At 61.8% G+C, this 22,878-nt stretch carries 19 protein-coding genes and 1 pseudogene; 7 read left to right on the forward strand and 13 right to left on the reverse strand.

The window, feature by feature from the left end; genetic code table 11:
* Positions 1-51: 51 nt before the first annotated feature.
* The 4 genes and pseudogenes from ACK6BI_RS04275 to ACK6BI_RS04290 form a co-directional block, all read right to left on the reverse strand.
* Positions 52-333 (reverse strand): annotated as a pseudogene (locus ACK6BI_RS04275) (PAS domain-containing protein); the annotation flags it as partial.
* Positions 334-483: 150 nt separating this feature from the next.
* Positions 484-711: a hypothetical protein gene (locus ACK6BI_RS04280; protein ID WP_065261352.1), complete on the reverse strand. Its 228-nt coding sequence runs from the start codon at positions 709-711 to the stop codon at positions 484-486.
* A 111-nt stretch (positions 712-822) separates the two neighbouring features.
* A complete protein-coding gene (locus tag ACK6BI_RS04285) occupies positions 823-1,128 on the reverse strand; it encodes a type 1 fimbrial protein (RefSeq protein ID WP_409316110.1) in 306 nt (101 codons plus the stop codon).
* 157 nt (positions 1,129-1,285) lie between these two features.
* Entirely contained in the window at positions 1,286-1,645 is a 360-nt protein-coding gene (locus tag ACK6BI_RS04290) for a DUF6124 family protein (protein ID WP_409316111.1), read from the reverse strand.
* Positions 1,646-2,535: 890 nt separating this feature from the next.
* On the opposite strand from ACK6BI_RS04290, the gene ACK6BI_RS04295 reads away from it, so the two are divergent.
* The 7 genes from ACK6BI_RS04295 (at position 2,536) to ACK6BI_RS04325 (ending at position 12,304) form a co-directional block, all read left to right on the forward strand.
* Positions 2,536-3,696 (forward strand): efflux RND transporter periplasmic adaptor subunit, encoded by a 1,161-nt coding sequence (locus ACK6BI_RS04295; protein ID WP_409316112.1) that lies wholly within the window; start codon positions 2,536-2,538, stop codon positions 3,694-3,696.
* Complete coding sequence (locus tag ACK6BI_RS04300; RefSeq protein WP_409316113.1) at positions 3,693-6,794, forward strand: multidrug efflux RND transporter permease subunit; 3,102 nt, start codon at positions 3,693-3,695, stop codon at positions 6,792-6,794. Before ACK6BI_RS04295 ends, ACK6BI_RS04300 begins: the two co-directional genes overlap by 4 nt.
* Before the next feature lie 8 nt (positions 6,795-6,802).
* On the forward strand, positions 6,803-7,480 hold the full coding sequence (locus ACK6BI_RS04305) for a heavy metal response regulator transcription factor (protein ID WP_065261356.1): 678 nt from the start codon (positions 6,803-6,805) through the stop codon (positions 7,478-7,480).
* On the forward strand, positions 7,470-8,834 hold the full coding sequence (locus ACK6BI_RS04310) for a heavy metal sensor histidine kinase (protein WP_409316114.1): 1,365 nt from the start codon (positions 7,470-7,472) through the stop codon (positions 8,832-8,834). The genes ACK6BI_RS04305 and ACK6BI_RS04310 overlap by 11 nt, the downstream gene beginning before the upstream one ends.
* Before the next feature lie 119 nt (positions 8,835-8,953).
* On the forward strand, positions 8,954-9,175 hold the full coding sequence (locus ACK6BI_RS04315; protein WP_065261516.1) for a hypothetical protein: 222 nt from the start codon (positions 8,954-8,956) through the stop codon (positions 9,173-9,175).
* Positions 9,176-9,371: 196 nt separating this feature from the next.
* On the forward strand, positions 9,372-10,688 hold the full coding sequence (locus ACK6BI_RS04320; RefSeq protein ID WP_409316115.1) for an OprD family porin: 1,317 nt from the start codon (positions 9,372-9,374) through the stop codon (positions 10,686-10,688).
* A gap of 110 nt (positions 10,689-10,798) precedes the next feature.
* A complete protein-coding gene (locus ACK6BI_RS04325) occupies positions 10,799-12,304 on the forward strand; it encodes a sensor domain-containing diguanylate cyclase (RefSeq protein WP_409316116.1) in 1,506 nt (501 codons plus the stop codon).
* A gap of 90 nt (positions 12,305-12,394) precedes the next feature.
* Here the strand turns inward: ACK6BI_RS04325 and lpxC are convergent, their stop codons facing one another.
* The 9 genes from lpxC to murD form a co-directional block, all read right to left on the reverse strand.
* Positions 12,395-13,306 carry a UDP-3-O-acyl-N-acetylglucosamine deacetylase gene (gene lpxC, locus ACK6BI_RS04330; protein WP_065261513.1) on the reverse strand — a complete coding sequence of 304 codons (912 nt, stop codon included), beginning with the start codon at positions 13,304-13,306 and terminating at the stop codon, positions 12,395-12,397.
* Between the two features lie 112 nt (positions 13,307-13,418).
* Positions 13,419-14,615: a cell division protein FtsZ gene (gene ftsZ, locus ACK6BI_RS04335; protein ID WP_409316117.1), complete on the reverse strand. Its 1,197-nt coding sequence runs from the start codon at positions 14,613-14,615 to the stop codon at positions 13,419-13,421.
* Positions 14,616-14,682: 67 nt separating this feature from the next.
* Positions 14,683-15,942 carry a cell division protein FtsA gene (gene ftsA, locus ACK6BI_RS04340; RefSeq protein ID WP_065261511.1) on the reverse strand — a complete coding sequence of 420 codons (1,260 nt, stop codon included), beginning with the start codon at positions 15,940-15,942 and terminating at the stop codon, positions 14,683-14,685.
* A 15-nt stretch (positions 15,943-15,957) separates the two neighbouring features.
* Positions 15,958-16,824 carry a cell division protein FtsQ/DivIB gene (locus ACK6BI_RS04345; protein ID WP_169431854.1) on the reverse strand — a complete coding sequence of 289 codons (867 nt, stop codon included), beginning with the start codon at positions 16,822-16,824 and terminating at the stop codon, positions 15,958-15,960.
* A gap of 4 nt (positions 16,825-16,828) precedes the next feature.
* Positions 16,829-17,803, reverse strand: a complete 975-nt coding sequence (locus ACK6BI_RS04350; protein ID WP_409316118.1) for a D-alanine--D-alanine ligase — start codon at positions 17,801-17,803, stop codon at positions 16,829-16,831.
* Positions 17,800-19,260, reverse strand: a complete 1,461-nt coding sequence (murC, locus tag ACK6BI_RS04355) for a UDP-N-acetylmuramate--L-alanine ligase (protein WP_409316119.1) — start codon at positions 19,258-19,260, stop codon at positions 17,800-17,802. The genes ACK6BI_RS04350 and murC overlap by 4 nt, the downstream gene beginning before the upstream one ends.
* Positions 19,253-20,323 (reverse strand): undecaprenyldiphospho-muramoylpentapeptide beta-N-acetylglucosaminyltransferase, encoded by a 1,071-nt coding sequence (gene murG / locus ACK6BI_RS04360; protein WP_409316120.1) that lies wholly within the window; start codon positions 20,321-20,323, stop codon positions 19,253-19,255. The genes murC and murG overlap by 8 nt, the downstream gene beginning before the upstream one ends.
* Positions 20,313-21,530 (reverse strand): putative lipid II flippase FtsW, encoded by a 1,218-nt coding sequence (gene ftsW / locus ACK6BI_RS04365; RefSeq protein WP_085709351.1) that lies wholly within the window; start codon positions 21,528-21,530, stop codon positions 20,313-20,315. Before ftsW ends, murG begins: the two co-directional genes overlap by 11 nt.
* Positions 21,527-22,873, reverse strand: coding sequence for a UDP-N-acetylmuramoyl-L-alanine--D-glutamate ligase (gene murD / locus ACK6BI_RS04370; RefSeq protein WP_409316121.1), 1,347 nt, complete (start codon positions 22,871-22,873; stop codon positions 21,527-21,529). The genes ftsW and murD overlap by 4 nt, the downstream gene beginning before the upstream one ends.
* Between the last annotated feature and the right edge of the window lie 5 nt (positions 22,874-22,878).

Raw genomic sequence — 22,878 nt, forward strand, 5'->3', positions numbered from 1 at the left:
AAACTCCACCGCCGCACCGTTCTGCGTGACTGGCGTGACATAGGCACTGACCCAGTAGTGATCACCGTTCTTGCAACGATTCTTCACCAGCCCCATCCACGACCGACCGCGCTTGAGCGTCTGCCACATATGGGCAAACGCCTGAGCGGGCATGTCCGGATGGCGCAACAGGTTATGCGGCGTACCCAACAGCTCGTCACGGCTGTAACCGCTGATCTTGATGAAGTCGTCGTTGGCGTAGGTGATCGCGCTGGTCAAATCGGTGGTCGAGAGAATGTTCGCATCCGGCGCAACATCAACGTTGCGCCCGGTCACCGGGAGATTGATCTTCATGGATAGCGCGCTCGTTTTATTGGAAAGAGTCGGCAGGGCTGCTGACTCTAAGCGCACTAAATGACTGAACGTTGATCTGGCTCAGGATCTGAGCATTTAGCCATCACTGTGACCGAAAATCACAGACGATGGCTGCAGAAAGGAAGGGAATCAGCGCTTGCCCATCGAACGGCGAGTACCCGACGGGGCCACACCCGGGGTCTTGGCGTGGCGATCACCGCCCTTGCCCTTGAACTGCGGCTGTCTGGCGGCTTTGGCGGCGGCCAGTTCACCCGGCTTGAACGGAAACTTGAAGGCAGGAATGGTCGGCTTGGATTCGCCGGCTTCGGCCAGCTCTGCCGGGACATCGCTCACGGCGTTGTCGATTGGGGAAGTCATGAAAGCTCCGGGAAGCAAAAAAGTCCGGCCGGGATGGTAGCCGCGAAGGCGCGCAGTATACCTGCGTGCCGCGGTTCGGCACCTGTAGATTTGCTCCGCTCGCCGAACGGCTTACTGATAGCTGACGGTGACAATACCCATGTCGGTCGTAGCTTTCAGCGCCTTATAAGACACGGACAGCGGCAGTGCCTTACGGCTGCACGCATTGCGATACGTATCGACATCGAGCGTCAGCCCCGGCCTGACCTCCACTGGCCGCGCCTCCTTCACCCCCAACGTCCCGACACGTCCGACCGCACAGCCGGGATCGACAATCTGCCCGGTAAACCGGATGACACCGGTCGCGATCTGTGGTGCGGCGTAGGCGCTGAACGGAAGCAGGACAAGCACAATCGACAGGACGGCTTTCAACTTCATGGCGAGAACACTCCCGAGAGATCACCCGATAAACGTCAGGGCTGTACAACATATATCCGCTGACGCAGGTGGATCTTTAGGAGCGTAGTTGTTGCGCAGAAAAAAGAGTCCCGTCTCTGGCTTGTCAGGCCCTGCCCGGAACTCTTCGACACCCGGATCAGGCCCGCGGATCAACCCGATCCAGCGCCCTGTTCACCGCCAGCTCGGCCAGCATGATGATCTGCTGAATCCCGAGCGCCGTACTGCGCTGCGGGCCGCTGAGTTCATTGGCGAAATTGCTGGCGATGGTGCTGGCCGAGGCCAGGGATTCACAGGCATTGACCAACAGGCTTTCGGTATCGACGTCTGGAGTGACCATGTACATCGTGCTCGGGCGTGATTTCGAGGGCTTCGGGCAAAGGTAATAGTCGAGGGCGCGCTTGATGGCTTCGCGGTTACGGGCGAGGTCTTCGGCGCGCATGGCCTCTTCGAGAGGGGTGGGGGATTCGTAGGGTGGATCGGGTACGGGCTTCGTCATTGCAATGTTCCTGTTCAATAGCCAGCACTCGTCGTTTCTCACGCGACGAAGTGGTGGCAGCTATGTGCGGAGTGAGAAACCGGTAGGAACAGATCCGGCCGGACCGAAGTCCGCCCGCACACAGCCGCCATAAAACATTGCAAGCAGCAGATAAGCCGGCGGCAATTATGGTGGTACTGATGATGGATTAACAGTTCCTAAGGGTTCTCACACCCGATCACAGAGTTTTCTGCGACAGCCAAAGACTAGAGAGCGTGCTTCCGACGGACAACCTGAAAACCTTGTGGGAAGGTTCAGTGAATCCCACACATCTTTAAACATCCGAAAATGGAACGCGGAGCGTCCCGGGCTGCATTCCCACGCGGAGCGTGGGAACGATCAAAGGCAGACCGCACCTATCACTCGCTTTTCGCTTTTCGCTTTCCACCACTCAAAACGATGAGCGTTAGCTCGAGTACCGCTTTTGACGTACCGGCCCCATCGGAAGGCTGAGTGGAGGGATTTATCCGGGGGTGGGAGCGCAGCGACCGTTTGGCGAAGCCAAACACATCGAGAGGAGGTGCAGCGAAGCAAACCGTAGGCGATGCCCCCGGATGAATCCCGGAGCGAAGGAACGCCGAGCCACAGCGAGGCGCCGAACGCAGGGGCCAAGCCTTTTGCTTACTTTTCGGCGTTTGGAAAAGTGAGCCGCTGTAAGAGCGGAACCGCCAGCCGCAACACCCGAAGAAACGGATATTCACAAAGAACACCCACAACATGGTCGGCCCGTAGGCCGCCAAGTCAAAGCCGAAACTGACAGCGCCGTCAGCTAGCCGTCACCCTCCTGACCCCCAAACAAGTTTATAAAGAACCAACCTGCCCAAACCCCGTCCCCCCGGCGCCCCACAAGCATGCAAATCCAGAAGAACAAGGCCCTGCTGGCCACCCTGCTGATCGCCCTCGCAGCCGCCGGCCTGTGGTATGCAATCAAGCCTGCACCGGCCAGACTTGCCGCCCCGACGGCGATCCCGGTCAGAGTCGTCGCCGTCAGCGAAAAAGACGTCCCCCGCTACACCAGCGGCATCGGCTCGGTCCTCTCGCTGCACAGCGTGGTGGTGCGTCCACAGATCGACGGCATCCTCACCAAGCTTCTGGTCAAGGAGGGTCAACTGGTCAAACAGGGCGACCTGCTCGCCACCATCGACGACCGCTCGATCCGTGCCACTCTCGACCAGGCCCGTGCACAACTGGGGGAAAGCCAGGCGCAACTGCAAGTGGCACTGGTCAACCTCAAACGCTACAAACTGCTCAGCGTCGACGACGGCGTCTCGAAGCAGACCTACGACCAGCAACAGGCCCTGGTCAATCAGCTCAAGGCCACCGCCCAGGGTAATCAGGCGTCGATTGATGCGGCGCAGGTGCAGCTTTCCTACACCCAGATTCGCTCCCCGGTCACCGGTCGCGTCGGGATTCGTACGGTCGACGAAGGCAACTTCCTGCGCATGAGCGACACTCAGGGTCTGTTCACCGTGACCCAGATCGACCCGATCGCCGTCGAGTTCTCCCTGCCCCAGCAAATGCTGCCGACCCTGCAAGGCCTGATCAGCGATCCGCAGCGCGCCCAGGTCAAGGCCTACATCGGCGCCGACACCGATGGCGAAACCGCCAACCTGCTCGGCGAAGGGCACCTGACCCTGATCGACAACCAGATCAACGCCAACACCGGCACCATCCGCGCCAAGGCCGAATTCGCCAACCCCGACCAGAAGCTCTGGCCCGGCCTGCTGGTGACGGTAAAGATTCAGACGGCACTGGATAAAAATGCCCTGGTGGTTCCGCCCACTGTCGTACAGCGGGGCCTGGATCAACACTTCGTGTACCGGGTCAGCGGCGACAAGGTTGAAGCCGTGCAAGTGCAGATGGTCTATCAGGGCAGCGGCCAGGACATCATCAAGGGCGTGAATCCCGGCGACGTACTGGTCAGCGATGGCCAATCGCGGCTCAAACCTGGCTCCACCGTGCAGGTCATGACTGAGCCGCCGCAGGTGGTACAAGCGGAGTCCAGGCCATGAAACAGCACAACGGCGTTTCGACCTGGTGCATCGATCACCCGGTGGCGACGATTCTGCTGACCATCGCCCTGGTGCTGGTCGGGGTGATTGCCTTCCCGCGTCTGCCGATTGCGCCGTTGCCGGAAGCGGAATTTCCGACGATCCAGGTCTCCGCCCAACTGCCCGGCGCCAGCCCGGACACCATGGCGTCCTCCGTGGCCACACCGCTGGAGGTGCAATTCAGCGCCATTCCCGGCATGACCCAGATGACGTCCAGCAGTGCGCTGGGCTCCAGCCTGCTGACCCTGCAATTCACCCTCGACAAGAGCATCGACACCGCCGCCCAGGAAGTGCAGGCCGCAATCAACACCGCCGCCGGCAAACTGCCAAAAGACATGCCGACCCTGCCGACCTGGAAGAAGGTCAACCCGGCCGACAGTCCGGTGCTGATCCTCAGCGTCAGTTCCACGCAGATGCCCGGCACTGAACTCAGTGACCTGGTGGAAACCCTGCTGGCCCGTCAGATCAGTCAGATCGACGGTGTAGGCCAGATCAACATCACCGGTCAGCAGCGTCCGGCGATTCGCGTGCAGGCTTCGGCGGACAAACTGGCGGCCATCGGCCTGACCCTCGCCGACATTCGTCTGGCCATCCAGCAGACCAGCCTCAACCTCGCCAAAGGTGCGCTGTATGGCGAATCGAGCATTTCCACGCTGTCGACCAACGACCAGTTGTTCCACCCCGAGGAATACAGCCAGCTCATCGTTTCCTACAAGGACGGCGCCCCGGTCCACCTCAAGGATGTCGCCAAAGTCGTCAACGGTTCGGAAGATGCCTACGTGCAGGCCTGGGCCGGCGACCGACCGGGGGTGAATCTGGTGATCTCCCGCCAGCCGGGGGCCAACATTGTCGAGACCGTGGATCGCATCCAGGCCGCCCTGCCCGGCCTCGAAGCCATGCTGCCGGCCTCGGTGCAGGTCAAGGTGCTGATCGACCGCACCCAGACCATCCGCGCCTCGCTGCATGAAGTGGAGATCACCCTGCTGATCGCGATCCTGCTGGTGGTGGCGGTGATGGCGCTGTTCCTGCGCCAGCTGTCGGCGACGATGATTGTGTCAGCGGTGCTCGGTGTGTCGCTGACCGCCAGTTTCGCCCTGATGTATTTACTCGGTTTCAGCCTGAACAATCTGACGCTGGTGGCCATCGTCGTGGCGGTCGGTTTCGTGGTCGACGATGCGATCGTGGTAGTGGAGAACATTCACCGCCATCTGGAGGCCGGCGACAGCATGCGCGAAGCGGCGGTCAAGGGTGCCGGCGAGATCGGCTTCACCGTGGTGTCGATCAGTTTCTCGCTGGTGGCGGCGTTCATACCGCTGCTGTTCATGGGCGGCGTGGTCGGGCGTCTGTTCAAGGAATTTGCCCTGACAGCCACCTCGACCATCCTGATTTCCGTGGTGGTGTCGCTGACGCTGGCGCCAACCCTCGCCGCGCTGTTCATGCGCAAACCGGTGCATCACGCCCACGATAAAACGGGCTTCAGCGAACGCCTGCTCGGCTGGTATGAAAAAGGCCTGCGCCGGGCCCTTGCCCACCAGAAACTGATGATCGCGGTGTTCGGTGTTTCAGTGGCGATGGCGATCGGCGGCTATATTTTTATCCCCAAGGGTTTTTTCCCGGTGCAGGACACCGGTTTCGTTCTCGGCACCACCGAAGCAGCTGCGGATATTTCCTATAGCGACATGGTGAAGAAGCACCTGGCGATGGCAGAAATCGTCGCTGCCGACCCGGCCGTGCAGGCGTTTTCCCATTCGGTGGGAGTGTCCGGCAGTAACCAGACCATCGCCAATGGTCGCTTCTGGATTGCCTTGAAGCCCCGCGGCGAGCGCGACGTTTCGGCCAGTCAGTTCATCGACCGCATCCGGCCACAACTGATGAAAGTCCCCGGCATCGTGCTTTACCTGCGTGCCGGTCAGGACATCAACCTCAGCTCCGGCCCGAGCCGTGCGCAGTATCAATACGTACTCAAGAGCAACGACGGAGCGACCCTGGCTACCTGGACCCAGAAACTCACCGAAAAACTGCGCGGCATTCCGGCATTCCGCGACATTTCCAACGACCTGCAACTGGGCGGCAGCATCACCCACATCAGCATCGATCGCAGCGCCGCTGCGCGTTTCGGCCTGACCGCCAGCGATGTCGACGAGGCACTGTACGACGCCTTCGGCCAGCGGCAGATCAACGAATTCCAGACCCAGGTCAACCAGTACAACGTAATTCTGGAGCTGGACACCGCACAACGCGGCAAGGCCGAAAGTCTCAATTACTTCTACCTGCGCTCGCCGTTGAGCGGGGAAATGGTGCCGCTGTCGGCGCTGGCACGGTTCGATGCACCGACCATCGGCCCGTTGTCCATCGCTCACGACGGCATGTTCCCGGCCGCCAACCTGTCGTTCAACCTGGCGCCCGGCGTGGCACTGGGCGACGCGGTCATCCTGCTGAACCAGGCCAAGGCCGAGATCGGCATGCCGACCGCAATCAGCGGCAACTTCCAGGGCGCGGCGCAGGCCTTCCAGAGTTCGCTGAAGAGTCAACCATGGCTGATTCTCGCAGCGCTGGTGGCGGTGTACATCATTCTCGGTGTGCTCTATGAAAGCTTCGTCCATCCGCTGACGATTATTTCGACGCTGCCGGCGGCGGGGCTGGGCGCTGTGATCATGCTGTGGATCTGCGGTCAGGACTTTTCGATCATGGCGCTGATCGGATTGGTGCTGCTGATCGGCATCGTGAAAAAGAACGGCATCCTGATGATCGACTTCGCCCTGGAAGCCCAGCGTCAGCGGGGACTCGCGCCGCAGGATGCGATTTTCGAAGCGTGCCTGACGCGGTTTCGGCCGATCATCATGACCACCCTCGCCGCCCTGCTCGGCGCATTGCCGCTGATGCTCGGCTACGGCACCGGCGCCGAACTGCGCCAACCGCTGGGGATTGCAGTCGTGGGCGGCTTGCTGGTCAGCCAGATGCTGACGCTGTTCACCACGCCGGTCATATACTTGTGGCTCGAGCGGCTGTTCCACAAGCCCAAACCATCGCCCGTCGCGGCGCTGGCAACGACAGACTGAGGCGGGTCATGCGCGTCCTGATTATCGAAGACGAAGAGAAAACCGCGGACTATCTGCACCGCGGCCTGACGGAGCAGGGTTACATCGTGGACCTGGCCCGCGACGGCGTCGAGGGCCTGCACCTGGCGCTGGAAAGCGACTACGCGGTGATCGTCCTCGACGTCATGCTGCCGGGCCTCGACGGTTTCGGCGTATTGCGTGCCCTGCGTGCGCGCAAGCAGACGCCGGTGATCATGCTCACCGCCCGCGAACGGGTCGAAGACCGGATCCGGGGTTTGCGCGATGGCGCCGACGATTACCTCGGCAAACCGTTTTCCTTCCTCGAACTGGTGGCACGGCTGCAAGCGCTGACCCGGCGCAGCGGTGGCCATGAACCGGTGCAAGTGAGCATCGCCGACCTGTGGATCGACCTGATCAGCCGCAAGGCCACCCGGGCCGGCACCCGGCTGGATCTGACGGCGAAAGAGTTTTCGCTGCTCAGCGTGCTGGCCCGGCGTCAGGGTGAAATCCTGTCGAAAACCGCGATTGCGGAAATGGTCTGGGACATCAATTTCGACAGCGACGCCAATGTGGTCGAAGTCGCGATCAAACGTCTGCGGGCCAAGCTCGACGGGCCGTTCGACGAGAAACTGCTGCACACCATCCGTGGCATGGGGTATGTGCTGGAGAGCCGTGGTGTCCAGTAACTCGATAGCGCTGCGCCTGAGCGGGATGTTCACGCTGGTGGCGTTGCTGGTGTTTCTGTTGATCGGCGGCGCGCTGTATCAACAGGTGGACAAGGGTCTGGGGCTGTTGCCGGAAGCCGAGCTGGATGCGCGTTACAGCGTGCTCGAGTCGGCACTCAACCGCTTCGGCACGCCCGAGCACTGGGTGAAGATCAACGCCAAGCTGAACCTGCTCGGCGAGGAAGACAAACGCATCCATTTCTGGGTGGTGAGCGGCGATCCGGGTTATGAGTATGGCCGGCCGGATGCCTTGATCCGCGCCTTTGCCCAAGGCCCCTTGGGCATGCGCGACCTGCAACTGCCCGGTCATGAAGACCCGCTGAGAGTGCTGCTGACCGAACTGCCGGCCAGGGATCAGCGCCCGCCCCTGCGTTTCATGATCGGCATTGATACCGAAACCTTTCACCAGACCCAGCACAAACTGCTGATCGCCTTGATCGGCCTGGCGATTGTCGGCGTGTTGCTGGCATCGGCCTTGGGTTATTGGGTCGCGCGGATCGGCCTGAAACCATTGATCAAACTGTCCCAGGAGGCCCGGCGCCTGGCGCCGCCACTGCGGGCCGGACGCTTGCGCCTGTCGCCGCTGCCGCCGGAACTGGAACAGTTTGTCGACTCGTTCAACTCGACGCTGGAGCGAGTCGAACAGGCGTATTCACGGCTGGAATCGTTCAACGCCGACGTGGCCCATGAGCTGCGCTCGCCGCTGACCAACCTGATCGGCCAGACCCAGGTTGCGCTCACTCGCGGGCGCTCCGCCGAACACTATTTCGAAGTGCTGCAATCCAACCTCGAAGAGCTGGAACGCCTGCGCTCGATCATCAATGACATGCTGTTTCTGGCCAGCGCCGATCAGGGCAGCAAGGCCACCAAACTGACGTCGACGTCTCTGGCCGACGAAGTAGCGACCACGCTCGAATACCTCGACTTTATCCTTGAAGACGCACAGGTTCAGGTTCACGTGAGCGGCGACGCCCAGGTGCAGATCGAGATCGCCCATCTGCGCCGGGCATTGATCAATCTGTTGAGCAACGCCGTGCAACACACAGCACCGGGCCAGGTCATCGAAGTGCAGATCACGGTCGAGGAGCATCAGGTCAGCATCGGCGTGGCCAACCCCGGAGCCCCGATTGCCAGCGAGCACTTGCCACGGCTGTTCGAGCGCTTCTACCGGGTCGACGCCTCGCGCAGCAACAGCGGCAACAACCACGGCCTGGGGCTGGCGATCGTCAAGGCGATCGCGCTGATGCATGGCGGCGATGTGTTCGTGCGCAGTGATCGGGGGATGAATACCTTCGGAATGCACTTACCAGTCTGAAGCACGACTTTTGCTCTCGCTGTAACAGTCATTTATGAAAATCACGCTGTTTCCCGACGCCCGGCGACCTTATCTTTGCCCGCACCAAACAGCACTTGCCAAGCAAGAAGGTTTTCAAGATGTCCAACAGTATGGGTATTGCCAGCGCTTTCGTTTTGTCCTCATTGATCCTGTCGCCGATGGCGATGGCTGAAGAATCGCAGTCGTTCGTAGCGCAGAATGCCGCTCGCGCCCAGGCATTCGAACAGCATCAGGCAGAAGTGATGGCCAAGGCGCAGGACGCCACGCAAGCCCCTCAGGCCGCAAACGCCCGGGTTCAGAGCGTCGAGAAAGACAGCTGAGCCGCACACCGCGCAACGTTTCCCTCGACGCGGTTGTTTGGCTCTTCCCGTTCAACCGTCGTCCTTCCAGGCCACTGATGTTCAGTGGCCTTTTTTCGTTGTGGTGTGAAAGCGGTCCGGTTCGTCTCTTACAATTAGAAACATCCAGCACCTCAAGACATTGAAGTGTCAGTTGACCCAAGGAGCTTTACCGCAAGTGCGTTACCCAGTCCGTTTCACCCCGCTGTTCATTGCAATTGCCGCAACGATTGCCCCCGCTGCCCACGCCGCTGAAGCCGAGAAAGAAGGCTTCGTCGAAGGCTCCAGCCTCAACCTCAACGCCCGCAACTACTACATGAATCGCAACCGCCTGCAGCACGCGGACGACAACATCGAGTGGGGCCAGGGTTTCCTCGGCAAATTCCAGTCGGGCTACACCGAAGGCACGGTCGGCTTCGGCATCGATGCCCACGCCATGCTCGGTCTGAAACTCGACGGCGGTGGCGGGACGGACAACTCCAGCATCCTGCCGGTCAGCGACGGCAACGGCAAAGCGCCGGGATCGTTCTCCACGGCCGGCGGTACTTTGAAAATGCGTGCGTTCGATACCGAGCTGAAGGCCGGTGACCTGTTCCTCACCAACCCGGTGATCGCCGGCGGTGAAAGCCGCATGCTGCCGCAGACTTTCCGCGGCGTCAGCCTGACCAACCACAGCTTCGACGGCTGGATGATCGAGGGCGGCCAGGCCAGCTTCACCAAACCGTACAACCAGAGCGGCCACAAGCGCATCGGCACCTCCTACGGCACACTCGCCGAAGGCGATAAAAGCCAGCACCTTAACTGGGCCGGCGTGTCCTGGAGCGGCGTCGAAGGCCTGACCAGCAACCTGTACGCGGCCGAACTGAAGGACATCTGGAACCAGTATTACTACGACCTCGACTACACCTGGGCGCTGAGCGACCTGGTGACCCTCAACCCGGGCCTGCACTACTATCACACCCAGGACACCGGCGACGCGCTGCTGGGCAATATCGACAACAACACCTACAGCCTGCATTTCACCGTCGGCATCGGCCATCACAGCGTCACCGCCGCCTACCAGCGAGTCAACGGCAACACGCCGTTCGACTACATCAGCCAGGGCGACAGCATCTACCTCGACAACTCCCAGCAATACTCGGACTTCAACGGCCCCAACGAGCGCTCGTGGAAACTCAAGTATGCCTACGACTTCGCTGGCATCGGCCTGCCGGGCCTGACCTCGGCGGTGTCCTACTCGCGCGGCACGCTGGATCTGACCAAAGTCGACCCGGACAGCAAGGGCTACGCCGCGTGGTATAGCGCCGAAGGCCGCAACGCCAGGCACTGGGAACGCGATATCGACCTCAAGTACGTGGTACAGAGCGGTCAGGCCAAAGACCTCGCAGTGCGTCTGCAATGGGCCACCAACCGTGGCGGCAACGGCTACGGCGCGCTGGACACCGACACAGATGAATACCGAGTGATCATCGACTACCCGATCAACGTCTTCTAAGATCGGCGCTACAGTAAGAAGGCCAGCCCAAAGTGCTGGCCTTCTTCTTGCGTGCGGCAGAGATGCTTGTAGAACTACGCTTATAAGAATCTTCAACCGATAACCGAACCATGATCGCGAGCCGTACCCCACCTGCTGCGGGCAACACCGGACGTCCCGAGCGGCTGCTGATTCTCGGCAGTCTGCTGAGCGTGATCGCGATTGTGTGCATCGTCACTTTTCTGCTGATTCGCGAGCATGCCAACGCTCAGGAATCGGCCACCCGCAGCGCCACCACCATTGCCCAACTCATCGATGCCGACGTGCTGCGTACCGTCGAGCTGTACGACCTGACTTTGCAAGGGCTGATCGCCGCCGCCCAGCGCGAAGACCTGAAAAACGTATCGCCGCAGATCCGCCACCTGGCGCTGTTCGACCGCTCCACCACGGCGCGTTTCAAGGGCGACATCCTGCTGCTCGACAAGCACGGCGAGGTCATTGCCGATTCCTCGCGGATCACTCCGCTGCCGGGAAATTTCGCCGATCGCGATTACTTTCTCGCCCATGCCTTCAACCGCGACACCGGCATGTTCATCAGCCGCCCCTTCAAACCCCGTTGCGACTGCGAAGACGCGGATCAGTGGCGCATCAGTTTCAGCCGGCGCATTTCCTCGGACACTGGCGAATTCCTGGGGGTGGCCGTGGCGTCGATGAAGCTCGACTACTTCGACCAGTTGTTCAACAGCCTCGACATCGGTGTCGACAGCACCCTGAACATCATCAACAACGACGGCATTCTGCTGGCCCAGAAGCCTTATCTGCAGAGCGATTCGATCGGCAAGAGCTTCGCCAACCGCCCCAACGTGGTGCGGATCCTGCGCGACCGCAGCGGCAATGGCAGCTTCAACAGCATTTCGAGCATGGATCATCAGCAACGCCTGTATACCTATTCCCAGGTCGGCAACCTGCCGCTAACGGTGATCGTTGCACTGTCGAGCGATGAGGTGTTCGGTGCCTGGCGACGCACGGCCATCCTGATCAGCGGCGCCACCGGCGTGCTGTGTGTGGGTCTGCTATGGCTGACCTGGCTGCTGGCCCGGGAGCTGCGCCTGCGGCAACGGGCCGAACACGAGCTGGCGCAACTGGCGGCCACCGATGCCCTGACCGGTGTCGCCAACCGGCGCATGCTCGATCAGTCGCTGCGTCATGAATGGTTTCGTGCCCAGCGCTCGGGCAAACCCTTGTCGCTGCTGATGATCGACGCCGATCATTTCAAGGCGTTCAACGACCGGCACGGCCATCAGGCCGGGGATCAGGCATTGCGTGAACTGGCCAGGGTCATTACCGCCAATGTTCGACGCCCGGCGGATCTGGTGGCGCGTTATGGTGGTGAAGAGTTCTCGGTGGTCCTGGCGGAAACCGACAGCGCCGGCGCGCAGCAGATTGCCGAGCATGTGCGGGCCGCTGTCGAGCAATTGCCTCGGATGGCGGGCGATGAAATGCCGATGACGGTGAGCATCGGTATCAGCACCTGGACGGTGGCGAGTGAAATCAGTCTGGAGCAACTGTTGTTCGCGGCGGACCGGGCGTTGTATCAGGCCAAGGAAGGCGGCCGGAACCGGGTTGTCATGGCTTGATGCCAGGGCCGGCACAGCCAATACAAAACCTGCAGGCATAAAAAAAGGCCACCCAAGGGTGGCCTTCAAAAAACTAGAGAGGTTTTTTACTTACACTGCCGCAACCGGGCGCATGTAAGAGATCGGTGCAGTGCTGGCGTCTTCGAACGTCACGACTTCCCAGGCATCTTTCTGCTCAATCAGTTTGCGCAGAAGCTGGTTGTTCAGTGCGTGGCCGGACTTGAAGCCCTTGAACTCACCAATCAGGCTGTTGCCCAGCAGGTACAGGTCGCCAATGGCATCGAGGATCTTGTGCTTCACGAATTCGTCTTCGTAGCGAAGGCCGTCTTCGTTCAGTACGCCATCGGCATCGACCACGATCGCGTTTTCAACGCTGCCGCCGAGTGCGAGGTTGTGCTTGCGCAGGTACTCGATGTCACTCATGAAACCGAAAGTACGCGCGCGGCTGACTTCTTTTACGAACGAAGTGCTGGAAAAGTCCACGCTTGCACTTTGGGTGCGGTCCCGGAATACCGGGTGATCGAAATCGATCTCGAAGCTCACCTTGAATCCGTCGAAAGGGACGAAAGTGGCGCGCTTGTCGCCGTCTTCCACTGTCACTTCACGCAGGATGCGGATGAATTTCTTGGCGGCGTCCTGTTCTTCCAGGCCTGCCGATTGAATCAGGAATACGAAAGGTCCTGCGCTACCGTCCATGATCGGGACTTCGGACGCGGAGAGCTCGACGTAGGCGTTATCGATGCCCAGGCCAGCCATGGCCGAGAGCAAGTGCTCTACCGTGTCCACTTTGACGTCGCCGTTGATCAGCGTCGTCGACATAGTGGTTTCACCGACGTTTTCCGCGCGGGCAGGAATCTGCACCACAGGGTCGAGGTCAGCGCGACAAAACACAATGCCAGTGTCGACAGGCGCAGGCTTGAGGGTCAGGTAGACCTTCTCCCCGGAGTGCAGGCCTACACCTGTGGCACGGATAATATTTTTCAGTGTGCGTTGTTTAATCATGGCTTGGGCCGCTTCAGCGCAAATTGCGAACTGGTATCAACAAAGGCTGGCGATAATATCAGACCGAGCCTTTGCTGAACACCAATCACCTTCATAGCCCTGATACATTCCATCAATCAGCCTGACGACGCAGGAAAGCCGGGATGTCCAGGTAATCCAGGTCATCTTGCGGATTCATCTTCGCGGCAGTCGCAGCACCGGCCTGAGCCTGGTTGCGCATGACGGTCGGACGGTCCAGGTCACGGTAGTTCACGGCAGGTTGCTCCTGACGCGCAGGCACCTGTTGTTGCACCGGAGCGGCAGCCATGGTGGTGTGAACGGTGTTGTCGATGACCTTCACAGGCTTCTCGATTTTGGCGCCCAGACCGGTGGCGACCACGGTTACGTGCAGCTCGTCGCGCATGTCCGGATCGATCACGGTACCGACCTTGACCATCGCGTGCTCGGAAGCGAAGGCTTCGATGATCGAACCCACGTCGGAGTACTCGCCCAGGGACAGGTCAGGACCGGCGGTGATGTTCACCAGGATGCCGCGCGCGCCCTGCAGGTTCACGTCTTCCAGCAGCGGGTTGCGGATGGCCGCTTCGGTGGCCTCACGTGCACGGTTCGGACCGCTGGCGCAGCCGGTGCCCATCATCGCCATGCCCATTTCGCTCATCACGGTGCGTACGTCGGCGAAGTCGACGTTGATCATGCCCGGACGCTTGATGATGTCGGAGATACCGCGAACGGCACCGGCCAGTACATCGTCAGCCTTGGCGAAAGCCGACAGCAGGCTTGCGTCTTTACCGAGGATGGTCAACAGCTTCTCGTTGGGAATGGTGATCAACGAGTCGACGCTTTCGGAAAGCATGCGGATGCCTTCGTCAGCGATCTGCATGCGCTTGCGGCCTTCAAACGGGAACGGACGGGTCACGACCGCAACGGTCAGGATGCCCAGCTCCTTGGCCACTTCGGCGATGATCGGCGCCGCACCGGTACCGGTACCGCCGCCCATGCCGGTGGTGATGAACACCATGTTGGTGCCGGCCAGCACTTCAGCGATGCGCTCGCGATCTTCCAGCGCAGCTTGACGGCCGACTTCCGGGTTGGCGCCGGCGCCCAGGCCCTTGGTCACGCCGGTGCCCAGTTGCAGGATGGTACGCGCGCCGATGTTTTTCAGCGCCTGAGCATCGGTGTTGGCGCAGATGAACTCGACGCCTTCGATGTTGCTCTTGACCATGTGGTTGACAGCGTTGCCGCCGCCACCGCCAACACCGATAACCTTGATTACCGGGCTTGCGGGGATGTTGTCTACGAGTTCGAACATTTTCCCTCTCCTTACATTCTCTAGTTTTTTCGCCTACTGCTTTTTGTTGCGGTGTTGCGGTAAAGCTTTAGAAGTTGCCTTGAACCCACTTCTTCAAACGGTCGAGCAACGGCGCCTGAGGCTCATCGTTGCTGTAGCTGTCGCGGCTGCCGATGCCCGAGAACGAGATCCCGTCGGACTGCTTCTGCAGGCCGTACATCAACAAGCCCACGCCAGTGGAATAGATCGGGTTGCGCACCACGTCATCCAGGCCCTTCACGCCGTGCGGCACACCGAGGCGTACCGGCATGTGGAAGATTTCCTCGGCCAGTTCGGTGGCGCCTTCCATCTTCGACGTACCGCCGGTCAGCACGATGCCGGCCGGGATCAGGTCTTCGTAGCCGCTGCGACGCAGCTCGGCCTGGATCAGGGTGAACAGTTCGTCGTAACGCGGCTCGACCACTTCGGCCAGGGCCTGACGGGACAGTTCGCGCGGTGGGCGATCGCCGACGCTCGGCACCTTGATGGTCTCGCCGGCACCGGCCAGTTTGGCCAAGGCACAGGCGTAGCGGATCTTGATCTCTTCGGCGTACTGGGTCGGGGTGCGCAACGCCATGGCGATGTCGTTGGTCACCTGATCGCCGGCAATCGGAATCACGGCCGTGTGACGGATGGCGCCTTCGGTGAAGATCGCGATGTCGGTGGTGCCGCCGCCGATGTCGACCAGGCACACGCCGAGCTCTTTCTCGTCGTCGGTCAGCACCGAGTAGGCCGAAGCCAATTGCTCGAGAATGATGTCGTCGATTTCCAGACCACAGCGACGCACGCATTTTTCAATGTTCTGTGCGGCGTTGACGGCGCAGGTGACCACATGGACCTTGGCCTCCAGACGCACGCCGGACATGCCCAGCGGCTCGCGCACGCCTTCCTGGTTATCGATCACGTAGTCCTGCGGCAGGGTGTGCAGTACTCGCTGGTCAGCCGGGATCGCCACGGCCTGGGCGGCGTCGAGTACGCGCTCCAGGTCGGCCGAGCTGACTTCGCGATCACGAATCGCCACGATGCCGTGGGAGTTCAGGCTGCGGATGTGGTTGCCCGCCACGCCGACGAACGCCGAGTGAATGCGGCAGCCCGCCATCAACTGGGCTTCTTCGATCGCGCGCTGGATCGATTGCACGGTGGACTCGATGTTCACCACCACGCCTTTCTTCAGGCCGCGGGATGGATGAGTGCCGATCCCGACGATATCGAGCGTGCCGTCGTCCGCAACCTCGCCGACCAGCGCCACCACCTTGGAGGTGCCGATATCGAGACCGACGATCATTTTGCCGCTTTGCACGTTTGCCATGGGTCCTGCCTCTTCTTAATTCTTTGCGACAGCGGGTTGGGCTGTCGTCGGCGCTACGGGTTCCCGCCAGCCAACAGCGAGGCCGTTGGCATAGCGCAGATCGATACGCGCAATGTTCGTAATCTGGTCTTTAAGCGTCTTGTCGTAGATGGCAATGAAGCGGCGCATCTTTTCCACCAGGTTGCCGCGTCCCAGCAGCAACTCGATGCCGGGGCCGGAACTGCCGGCACCGGTGGTCAGGAACCAGCTGCCACGTTCGCGCAGTTCCAGGCGCGCGATCGAGAAGCCCAACGGCCGGAGCATCTGGCTCAGCACCTGATACTGCTGCATCACTTGCTGCTGGGCCCGCTGCGGGCCGAACAGCTGTGGCAGGTGTTCGTAGTTCGCCAGCTCCTTGGGCGTGAACGCCTGGCCCTGGTTGTTGAGCAGCGATTCGTCCCCCCAACGGGCCACCGGCAGTTGCTCTTCGAGGCGAATCACCACCTGGTCCGGCCACACGCGACGGACTTCGGCATGGGCGATCCAGGGCATCTGTTCCAGCTCCGAACGCATGCTCGCCAGGTCAATGGTGAAGAAGCTGGACGCCACATATGGGGCGATCCGCTGCTGCACCGCCTGCTGGCTGATATAGCTCAGGTCACCCTGTACGGCGATCTTGGTGATCGGCCGGTCGGCGTACGGCAGCAAACGTTGCGCGCCTTCGTAGGTGCCGAAACCGAGCGCTACCAGCAGCACCGGCCAGAACAGACCTTTCAGGAACCCGAAATTGGCTTTCGGCAGGCGCGCGGACATCGGCTCTTTGGCCACCATTCGGCTGGCACCCCGTGGCACCGGCTTGCGGCCGGGTGCAGGTGGCTGATGTCTGAGCTGTGCGCCTTGCATGGTCTTAACCTCGCGCCTCTTTTTGGCCATCGGTATCGACACTGGCGGCCAGGATGGCCAGGACCAGTTGCTGGAAATCCAGACCGGCCGCTTTCGCCGCCATCGGTACCAGGCTGTGGTCAGTCATGCCGGGAGCCGTGTTGACTTCCAGGAACCAGAATTTGCCGTCGGCGTCCTGCATCACGTCCGCCCGCCCCCAACCGGCGATCCCCAGCGCCTCGCAGGCTTGCGCCGTGAGGTCCATGAGTTCTTTTTCCTTGGCGGCATCGAGCCCGCACGGAATCCGGTACTGGGTATCGTTGGCGATGTACTTGGCGTCGTAGTCGTAGAACGTGTGTGGCGTACCCAGGGCGATAGGAGGCAACACCTGGTCACGCAGGGTGGCGATGGTGAACTCGGGACCCTGGATCCATTGCTCGACCAACACTTGCGAATCGTAGGTACTGGCCGCTTTCCATGCGTCGATCAACTCGGACGCGGAACTCACTTTGGCCATCCCGATACTTGAACCTTCATGCGCCGGTTTGACGATCAAAGGGAAGCCCAGTTCCGTCGCTGCCGAAATACAATCGGCCTCGCTGCGCAGCACGGCGTGACGCGGCGTCGGAATCCCCAGCGTGTGCCAGACCTGCTTGGTGCGCAGTTTGTCCATGGCCAGTGCCGAAGCCAGGATGCCGCTGCCGGTGTACGGAATGCCGGCCACTTCGAGCAGGCCCTGCATGCTGCCGTCTTCACCGCCACGACCGTGGAGGATGATGAAGGCGCGGTCGATCTTTTCGCTCAGCAAACGCTGCAGGATATCGGCGCCGACATCGATCCCGAACGCATCCACACCGGCGCTTTGCAGCGCAGAGAGCACGGCGTTGCCGGACTTCAGCGAGACTTCACGTTCGGCACTCAGGCCACCGAACAGCACGGCGACACGGCCGAAGTCTTTCGGGGCAATGGTGGAGAACAGGTTGGCGTAGGCAGCAGTCATTTCAACTTCCCCTCGACCGGCGCCGCCACGGCACCGGCGAACAACTCGCTTTTCAACAGTTTCGGTGCGAGACCGCCGATATCACCGGCGCCCTGGCACAACAGAATGTCGCCGGCACGCAGCAGCGGCTTGACCAGCGGCGCCAGATCGACACCACGCTCGATGTAGATCGGGTCCAGCTGACCACGCTGACGGATGCTGTTGCACAGCTTGCGGCTGTCGGCGCCCGGGATCGGCTCTTCGCCGGCCGGATAGACTTCCATCAGCAGCAGCACGTTGGCGTCGGCCAGCACCTGGACGAAATCGTCGTACAGGTCGCGGGTGCGGCTGTAGCGGTGCGGCTGGTAGACCATCACCAGACGGCGCTCAGGCCAGCCGCCGCGCACGGCCTTGATCACGGCCGCGACTTCGGTCGGGTGGTGGCCGTAGTCGTCGACCAGCATCACCTTGCCGCCGTCCACCGGCAGTTCGCCGTAGACCTGGAAGCGACGACCGACGCCCTGGAACCCGGACAGGCCCTGGACGATGGCTTCATCGCTGACGCCTTCGTCGGTGGCGATGCAGATGGTCGCCAGGGAATTGAGCACGTTGTGGTTGCCCGGCATGTTCACGGACACATCCAGCGGCTCGCGATCAGGGCGCAGCACGGTGAAGAAGGTCTGCATGCCCTGCTGGCGCACATTGATGGCGCGCACGTCGGCGTCTTCGCTGAAGCCGTAGGTCACGGTCGGACGCTTCACCTGCGGCAGGATTTCACGCACCACCGGATCGTCCAGGCACATCACCGCCAGACCGTAGAACGGCAGGTTGTGCAGGAACTCGACAAAGGTTTTCTTCAGTTTGTTGAAGTCACCGTCGTAGGTCGCCATATGGTCGGCGTCGATGTTGGTCACCACGGCCACCAGCGGTTGCAGGTGCAGGAAGCTGGCATCGCTTTCATCAGCCTCGGCGATCAGATAGCGGCTGGTGCCGAGCTGGGCATTGGTGCCTGCGGCATTCAGACGGCCACCGATGACGAAGGTCGGGTCCAGGCCTCCGGCGGCGAACACCGAAGCGATCAGGCTGGTGGTGGTGGTCTTGCCGTGCGTACCGGCGACGGCGATGCCGTGGCGGTAGCGCATCAGCTCGGCGAGCATCTCGGCACGCGGCACCACCGGAATGCGGCGCTCAAGGGCGGTCGCGACTTCCGGGTTGGAAGTGTTCACGGCACTCGACACCACCAGCACGTCGGCAGCAGCGGCGTTCTCGGCACGGTGACCGATGAAGATCTGCGCACCGAACGATTCCAGGCGCTCGGTGACCGGCGACGCCTTGAGGTCGGAGCCGGACACGGCATAACCCAGGTTCAGCAGCACTTCCGCGATGCCACACATGCCCACGCCGCCGATCCCGACGAAGTGGATGCGACGGATGCGGCGCATTTCCGGTTGCGGCATGGCTTTCTGATTCTCAACCATGGGCCACCTCCAGACAGGTATCGACCACGCTGCGGGTGGCTTCGGGTTTTGCCAGACGGCGGGCCGCTCGGGCCATTTCTTCGAGTCGTTGCGGTTGCATCAAGACCTCTGTCAGGCGCGCGGCAAGGTCCGCGGCACCAGTCGTTCTTTGCGGCATCAGGAAGGCAGCGCCTTCGCGGGCCAGATAATCGGCGTTGCGGGTCTGGTGATCGTCGATCGCGTGGGGCAAGGGCACCAGCATCGACGGCAGACCGGCGGCGGCCAGCTCGCTGACGGTCAATGCGCCTGCACGGCACACCACGATGTCAGCCCAGCCATAGGCCTGAGCCATGTCCTTGATGAAGGGCTGCACCTGCGCATCCACGCCAGCGGCGCGGTAGCGCTCTGCAGTCACTTCATCGTGATTTTTGCCAGCCTGATGAAACACTTCCGGGCGCAAGTCGGCAGCGACTTGCGACAGGGCTTCAGGCAGCAACTTGTTCAACGGTTCTGCCCCCAGGCTTCCGCCCAGGATCAGCAAACGCGCCTTGCGTCCGGCCAGTGCCGCACGCGGTGTTTCGAGGAACAGCTCGCTGCGCACCGGGTTACCGGTGGTACGGCGGCTGTCCGACAGGGTAAAGGTGTCGGGGAACGCTTCACACACCCGGGCGGCGAACGGCACCAGCAACCGATTGGCGGTGCCGGCCACGGCGTTCTGTTCGTGAACGATCACCGGCACACCGGCCAGTTTGGCGGCGATCCCGCCGGGACCGGTCACATAGCCACCGAAACCGACCACGCACACCGGGCGCAGGCGGCGAATGACCGCCCGTGCCTGCCACACCGCCTTCAGCAGCATGAACGGCGCCTTGAGCAACGACAGCTTGCCCTTGCCGCGCAGGCCGGTGGCGTTGATGCGATGCAGTTCAAGGCCGGCGGCCGGCACCAGATCGTTCTCGATGCCCCGTGGCGTACCGAGCCAGTGCACGGTGTAGCCGCGCGCCTGGAATTCACGGGCACAGGACAGCGCCGGGAACACGTGACCACCGGTACCACCGGCCATGATCAATACGTTAGCGCCCATGGTTCGGCTCCTCGGCGAAGTCGCTCTCATGGAATTCCATCTCTTCACTGCCCAGGTGGGTCCGGCTCTCCCACTCGATCCTCAGCAACAGGCCAAGGCAGGCGCAGCAGATCACCAGGGAGCTGCCGCCATAACTGAGGAACGGCAGGGTCAGGCCCTTGGTCGGCAACAGGCCGACGTTCACGCCGATGTTGATCAGAAACTGACCGATCCACAGGAACGACAGACCGTAGGCAACATAAGCGGCAAAAAACTGTTTGGCTTTTTCGGCCCACAGACCGATGTACATGCCGCGGATACACACGAACACGAACAGCGCCACGGTGCACAGCGAACCCACCGCGCCCAGTTCTTCAGCGAGTACCGAGAACACGAAGTCGGTGTGGGCTTCCGGCAGGTAGAACTGCTTCTGTACGCTGTTGCCCAGACCGACACCCAGCCACTCACCACGACCGAAGGCGATCAAGGCCTGGGACAACTGATAACCGGCGCCGAACTGGTCGGCCCACGGGTCGGCGAAGTTGGTCAGACGCGCCATCCGGTACGGCTGCATCTGGATCAGCAACACCACCGCCGCCACCGCCAGCACCACCATCAGCGAGAACCGGAACAGTCCGACCCCGCCCAGGAACAGCATCGCCGCCGCAGCGCCCATCATTACAACGGTGGCACCGAAGTCCGGCTCCATCAGCAACAGACCGGCCATCGGCAGCAGCACGATGAATGGCTTGAAGAAGCCCATCCAGCTTTCGCGCACTTCCTTCTGGCGACGCACCAGATAACCGGCGAGGTAAATTACCACGAACACCTTGGCGATCTCGGACGGTTGCACGTTGAAGAAGCTGAAGCCGATCCAGCGCATCGAACCGTTCACTTCACGGCCGATCCCCGGGACGATCACCATCACCAGCAGACCGAACGCACCGATCAGCATCATCCAGCCCAGGCGCTGCCAGGTGGCGATCGGAATCATCATGGTGACGATGCACGCGCCCAGCCCCAGCACCACGTAGATCAGGTGACGGGTCATGTAATAGAGAGCACTGCCCGACTGCACTGCACCCACCTCGGTGGATGCCGAGGCGATCATGATCAGGCCCAGGCCGAGCAGCGCCAGGCAACCGGCGAGCATCGGGAAGTCGAGGTCGATCCCGCGCCCGGTGATGATCGGCGACGGATACGGCTTGATGATGTTTCGCAGGCTCATGCCAGATCCTCCACGGCGCGGACGAACTGGTGACCACGATCTTCGTAATTCTTGAACATGTCGAAGCTGGCGCAGGCCGGCGACAGCAGCACCACGTCACCCGGCTGGGCGGCGGCACGGCATTTCTCGACGGCGTCGATCAGTGTAGTGGCGCGAATCAGCGGCACGGCATCGCCGATGGCCTCGCCGATCTTGTCGGAATCGCGGCCCATCAGGATCACGGCTCGGCAATGGGCCGCTGCCGGATCACGCAGATCCTTGAAGTCGGCACCCTTGCCGTCGCCACCGGCGATCAGCACGACCTTGCCGCTGATGTCCGCACCCAGGCCTTCGATGGCGGCCAGTGCGGCGCCAACGTTGGTGGCTTTGGAATCGTTGTAGTAGCCGACGCCGTCCAGGTCACGCACCCACTGGCAGCGATGTTCGAGGCCGGCAAAGTTGCGCAGGGCCGCGAGCATGGCGTCGAACGGCAGACCGACCGCATGCCCGAGCGCCAGCGCCGCCAGGGCATTGGACTGGTTGTGGGCGCCGCGAATCTTCAGTTCACGTACCGGCATCAGGTTCTGGAATTCGAAGGCCAGGTACTTCTCGCCGTTCTCTTCGCGCAGGCCGAACGCCTTGAAATCGGGTTTGGTCAGGCCGAAGGTCCAGCATGGCTGGCCCTCGCCCATCAGCGGCCGGGTCAACGCATCCTGACGGTTGACCACGAACTGTTTCGCGCCACGGAAGATCCGGTGCTTGGCCAGGTGATAGGCCGGCAGACCGCTGTAGCGATCCATGTGGTCTTCGCTGATGTTGAGCACGGTCGCCACTTCGGCGTTGAGCTGATCGGTGGTTTCCAGCTGGAAACTCGACAGCTCCATCACGTACAGCTCGACGTCATCGCTGAGCAGGTCCAGCGCCGGCGTACCGAGGTTGCCGCCCACGGCCACGCGCTTGCCGGCCGCAGCCGCCATCTCGCCGACCAGGGTGGTGACGGTGCTTTTCGCGTTGGAACCGCTGATGGCCACGATCGGCGCCTTCGCGTTACGCGCGAACAGCTCGATGTCGCCGGACAGCTTCACGCCACGGGCCGCGGCGGCTTGCAGGGCCGGGGTCGCCAGCGCCAGGCCGGGGCTCACGTAGAGCTCGTCGGCACGGCACAGGAACTCGACGTCCAGCTCGCCACAACGCACTTCCACGTGCGGATAGTCACGCTGGAGCGTGGCCAGTTCCGGTGGATTTTCCCGCGTATCGGCCACAGCAAACGCCACGCCCCGGTTCGCCAGGAAGCGAACCAGGGACATGCCGCTCTTGCCGAGGCCGACAACGATGCGGAAGTGGTCAGAAGCGATCAGAGACACTCGTT

Source organism: Pseudomonas sp. KCJK9016 (assembly GCF_046231795.1).
Taxonomy (GTDB): Bacteria; Pseudomonadota; Gammaproteobacteria; order Pseudomonadales; family Pseudomonadaceae; genus Aquipseudomonas; species Aquipseudomonas bananamidigenes.

Coding starts and splice junctions, on each gene's coding strand:
- ACK6BI_RS04280 (WP_065261352.1), bottom strand. CDS start 711: ATGACTTCCCCAATCGACAACGCCGTGAGCGATGTCCCGGCAGAGCTG.
- ACK6BI_RS04285 (WP_409316110.1), bottom strand. CDS start 1,128: ATGAAGTTGAAAGCCGTCCTGTCGATTGTGCTTGTCCTGCTTCCGTTC.
- ACK6BI_RS04290 (WP_409316111.1), bottom strand. CDS start 1,645: ATGACGAAGCCCGTACCCGATCCACCCTACGAATCCCCCACCCCTCTC.
- ACK6BI_RS04295 (WP_409316112.1), top strand. CDS start 2,536: ATGCAAATCCAGAAGAACAAGGCCCTGCTGGCCACCCTGCTGATCGCC.
- ACK6BI_RS04300 (WP_409316113.1), top strand. CDS start 3,693: ATGAAACAGCACAACGGCGTTTCGACCTGGTGCATCGATCACCCGGTG.
- ACK6BI_RS04305 (WP_065261356.1), top strand. CDS start 6,803: ATGCGCGTCCTGATTATCGAAGACGAAGAGAAAACCGCGGACTATCTG.
- ACK6BI_RS04315 (WP_065261516.1), top strand. CDS start 8,954: ATGTCCAACAGTATGGGTATTGCCAGCGCTTTCGTTTTGTCCTCATTG.
- ACK6BI_RS04325 (WP_409316116.1), top strand. CDS start 10,799: ATGATCGCGAGCCGTACCCCACCTGCTGCGGGCAACACCGGACGTCCC.
- lpxC (WP_065261513.1), bottom strand. CDS start 13,306: ATGATTAAACAACGCACACTGAAAAATATTATCCGTGCCACAGGTGTA.
- ftsZ (WP_409316117.1), bottom strand. CDS start 14,615: ATGTTCGAACTCGTAGACAACATCCCCGCAAGCCCGGTAATCAAGGTT.
- ftsA (WP_065261511.1), bottom strand. CDS start 15,942: ATGGCAAACGTGCAAAGCGGCAAAATGATCGTCGGTCTCGATATCGGC.
- ACK6BI_RS04345 (WP_169431854.1), bottom strand. CDS start 16,824: ATGCAAGGCGCACAGCTCAGACATCAGCCACCTGCACCCGGCCGCAAG.
- ACK6BI_RS04350 (WP_409316118.1), bottom strand. CDS start 17,803: ATGACTGCTGCCTACGCCAACCTGTTCTCCACCATTGCCCCGAAAGAC.
- murC (WP_409316119.1), bottom strand. CDS start 19,260: ATGGTTGAGAATCAGAAAGCCATGCCGCAACCGGAAATGCGCCGCATC.
- murG (WP_409316120.1), bottom strand. CDS start 20,323: ATGGGCGCTAACGTATTGATCATGGCCGGTGGTACCGGTGGTCACGTG.
- ftsW (WP_085709351.1), bottom strand. CDS start 21,530: ATGAGCCTGCGAAACATCATCAAGCCGTATCCGTCGCCGATCATCACC.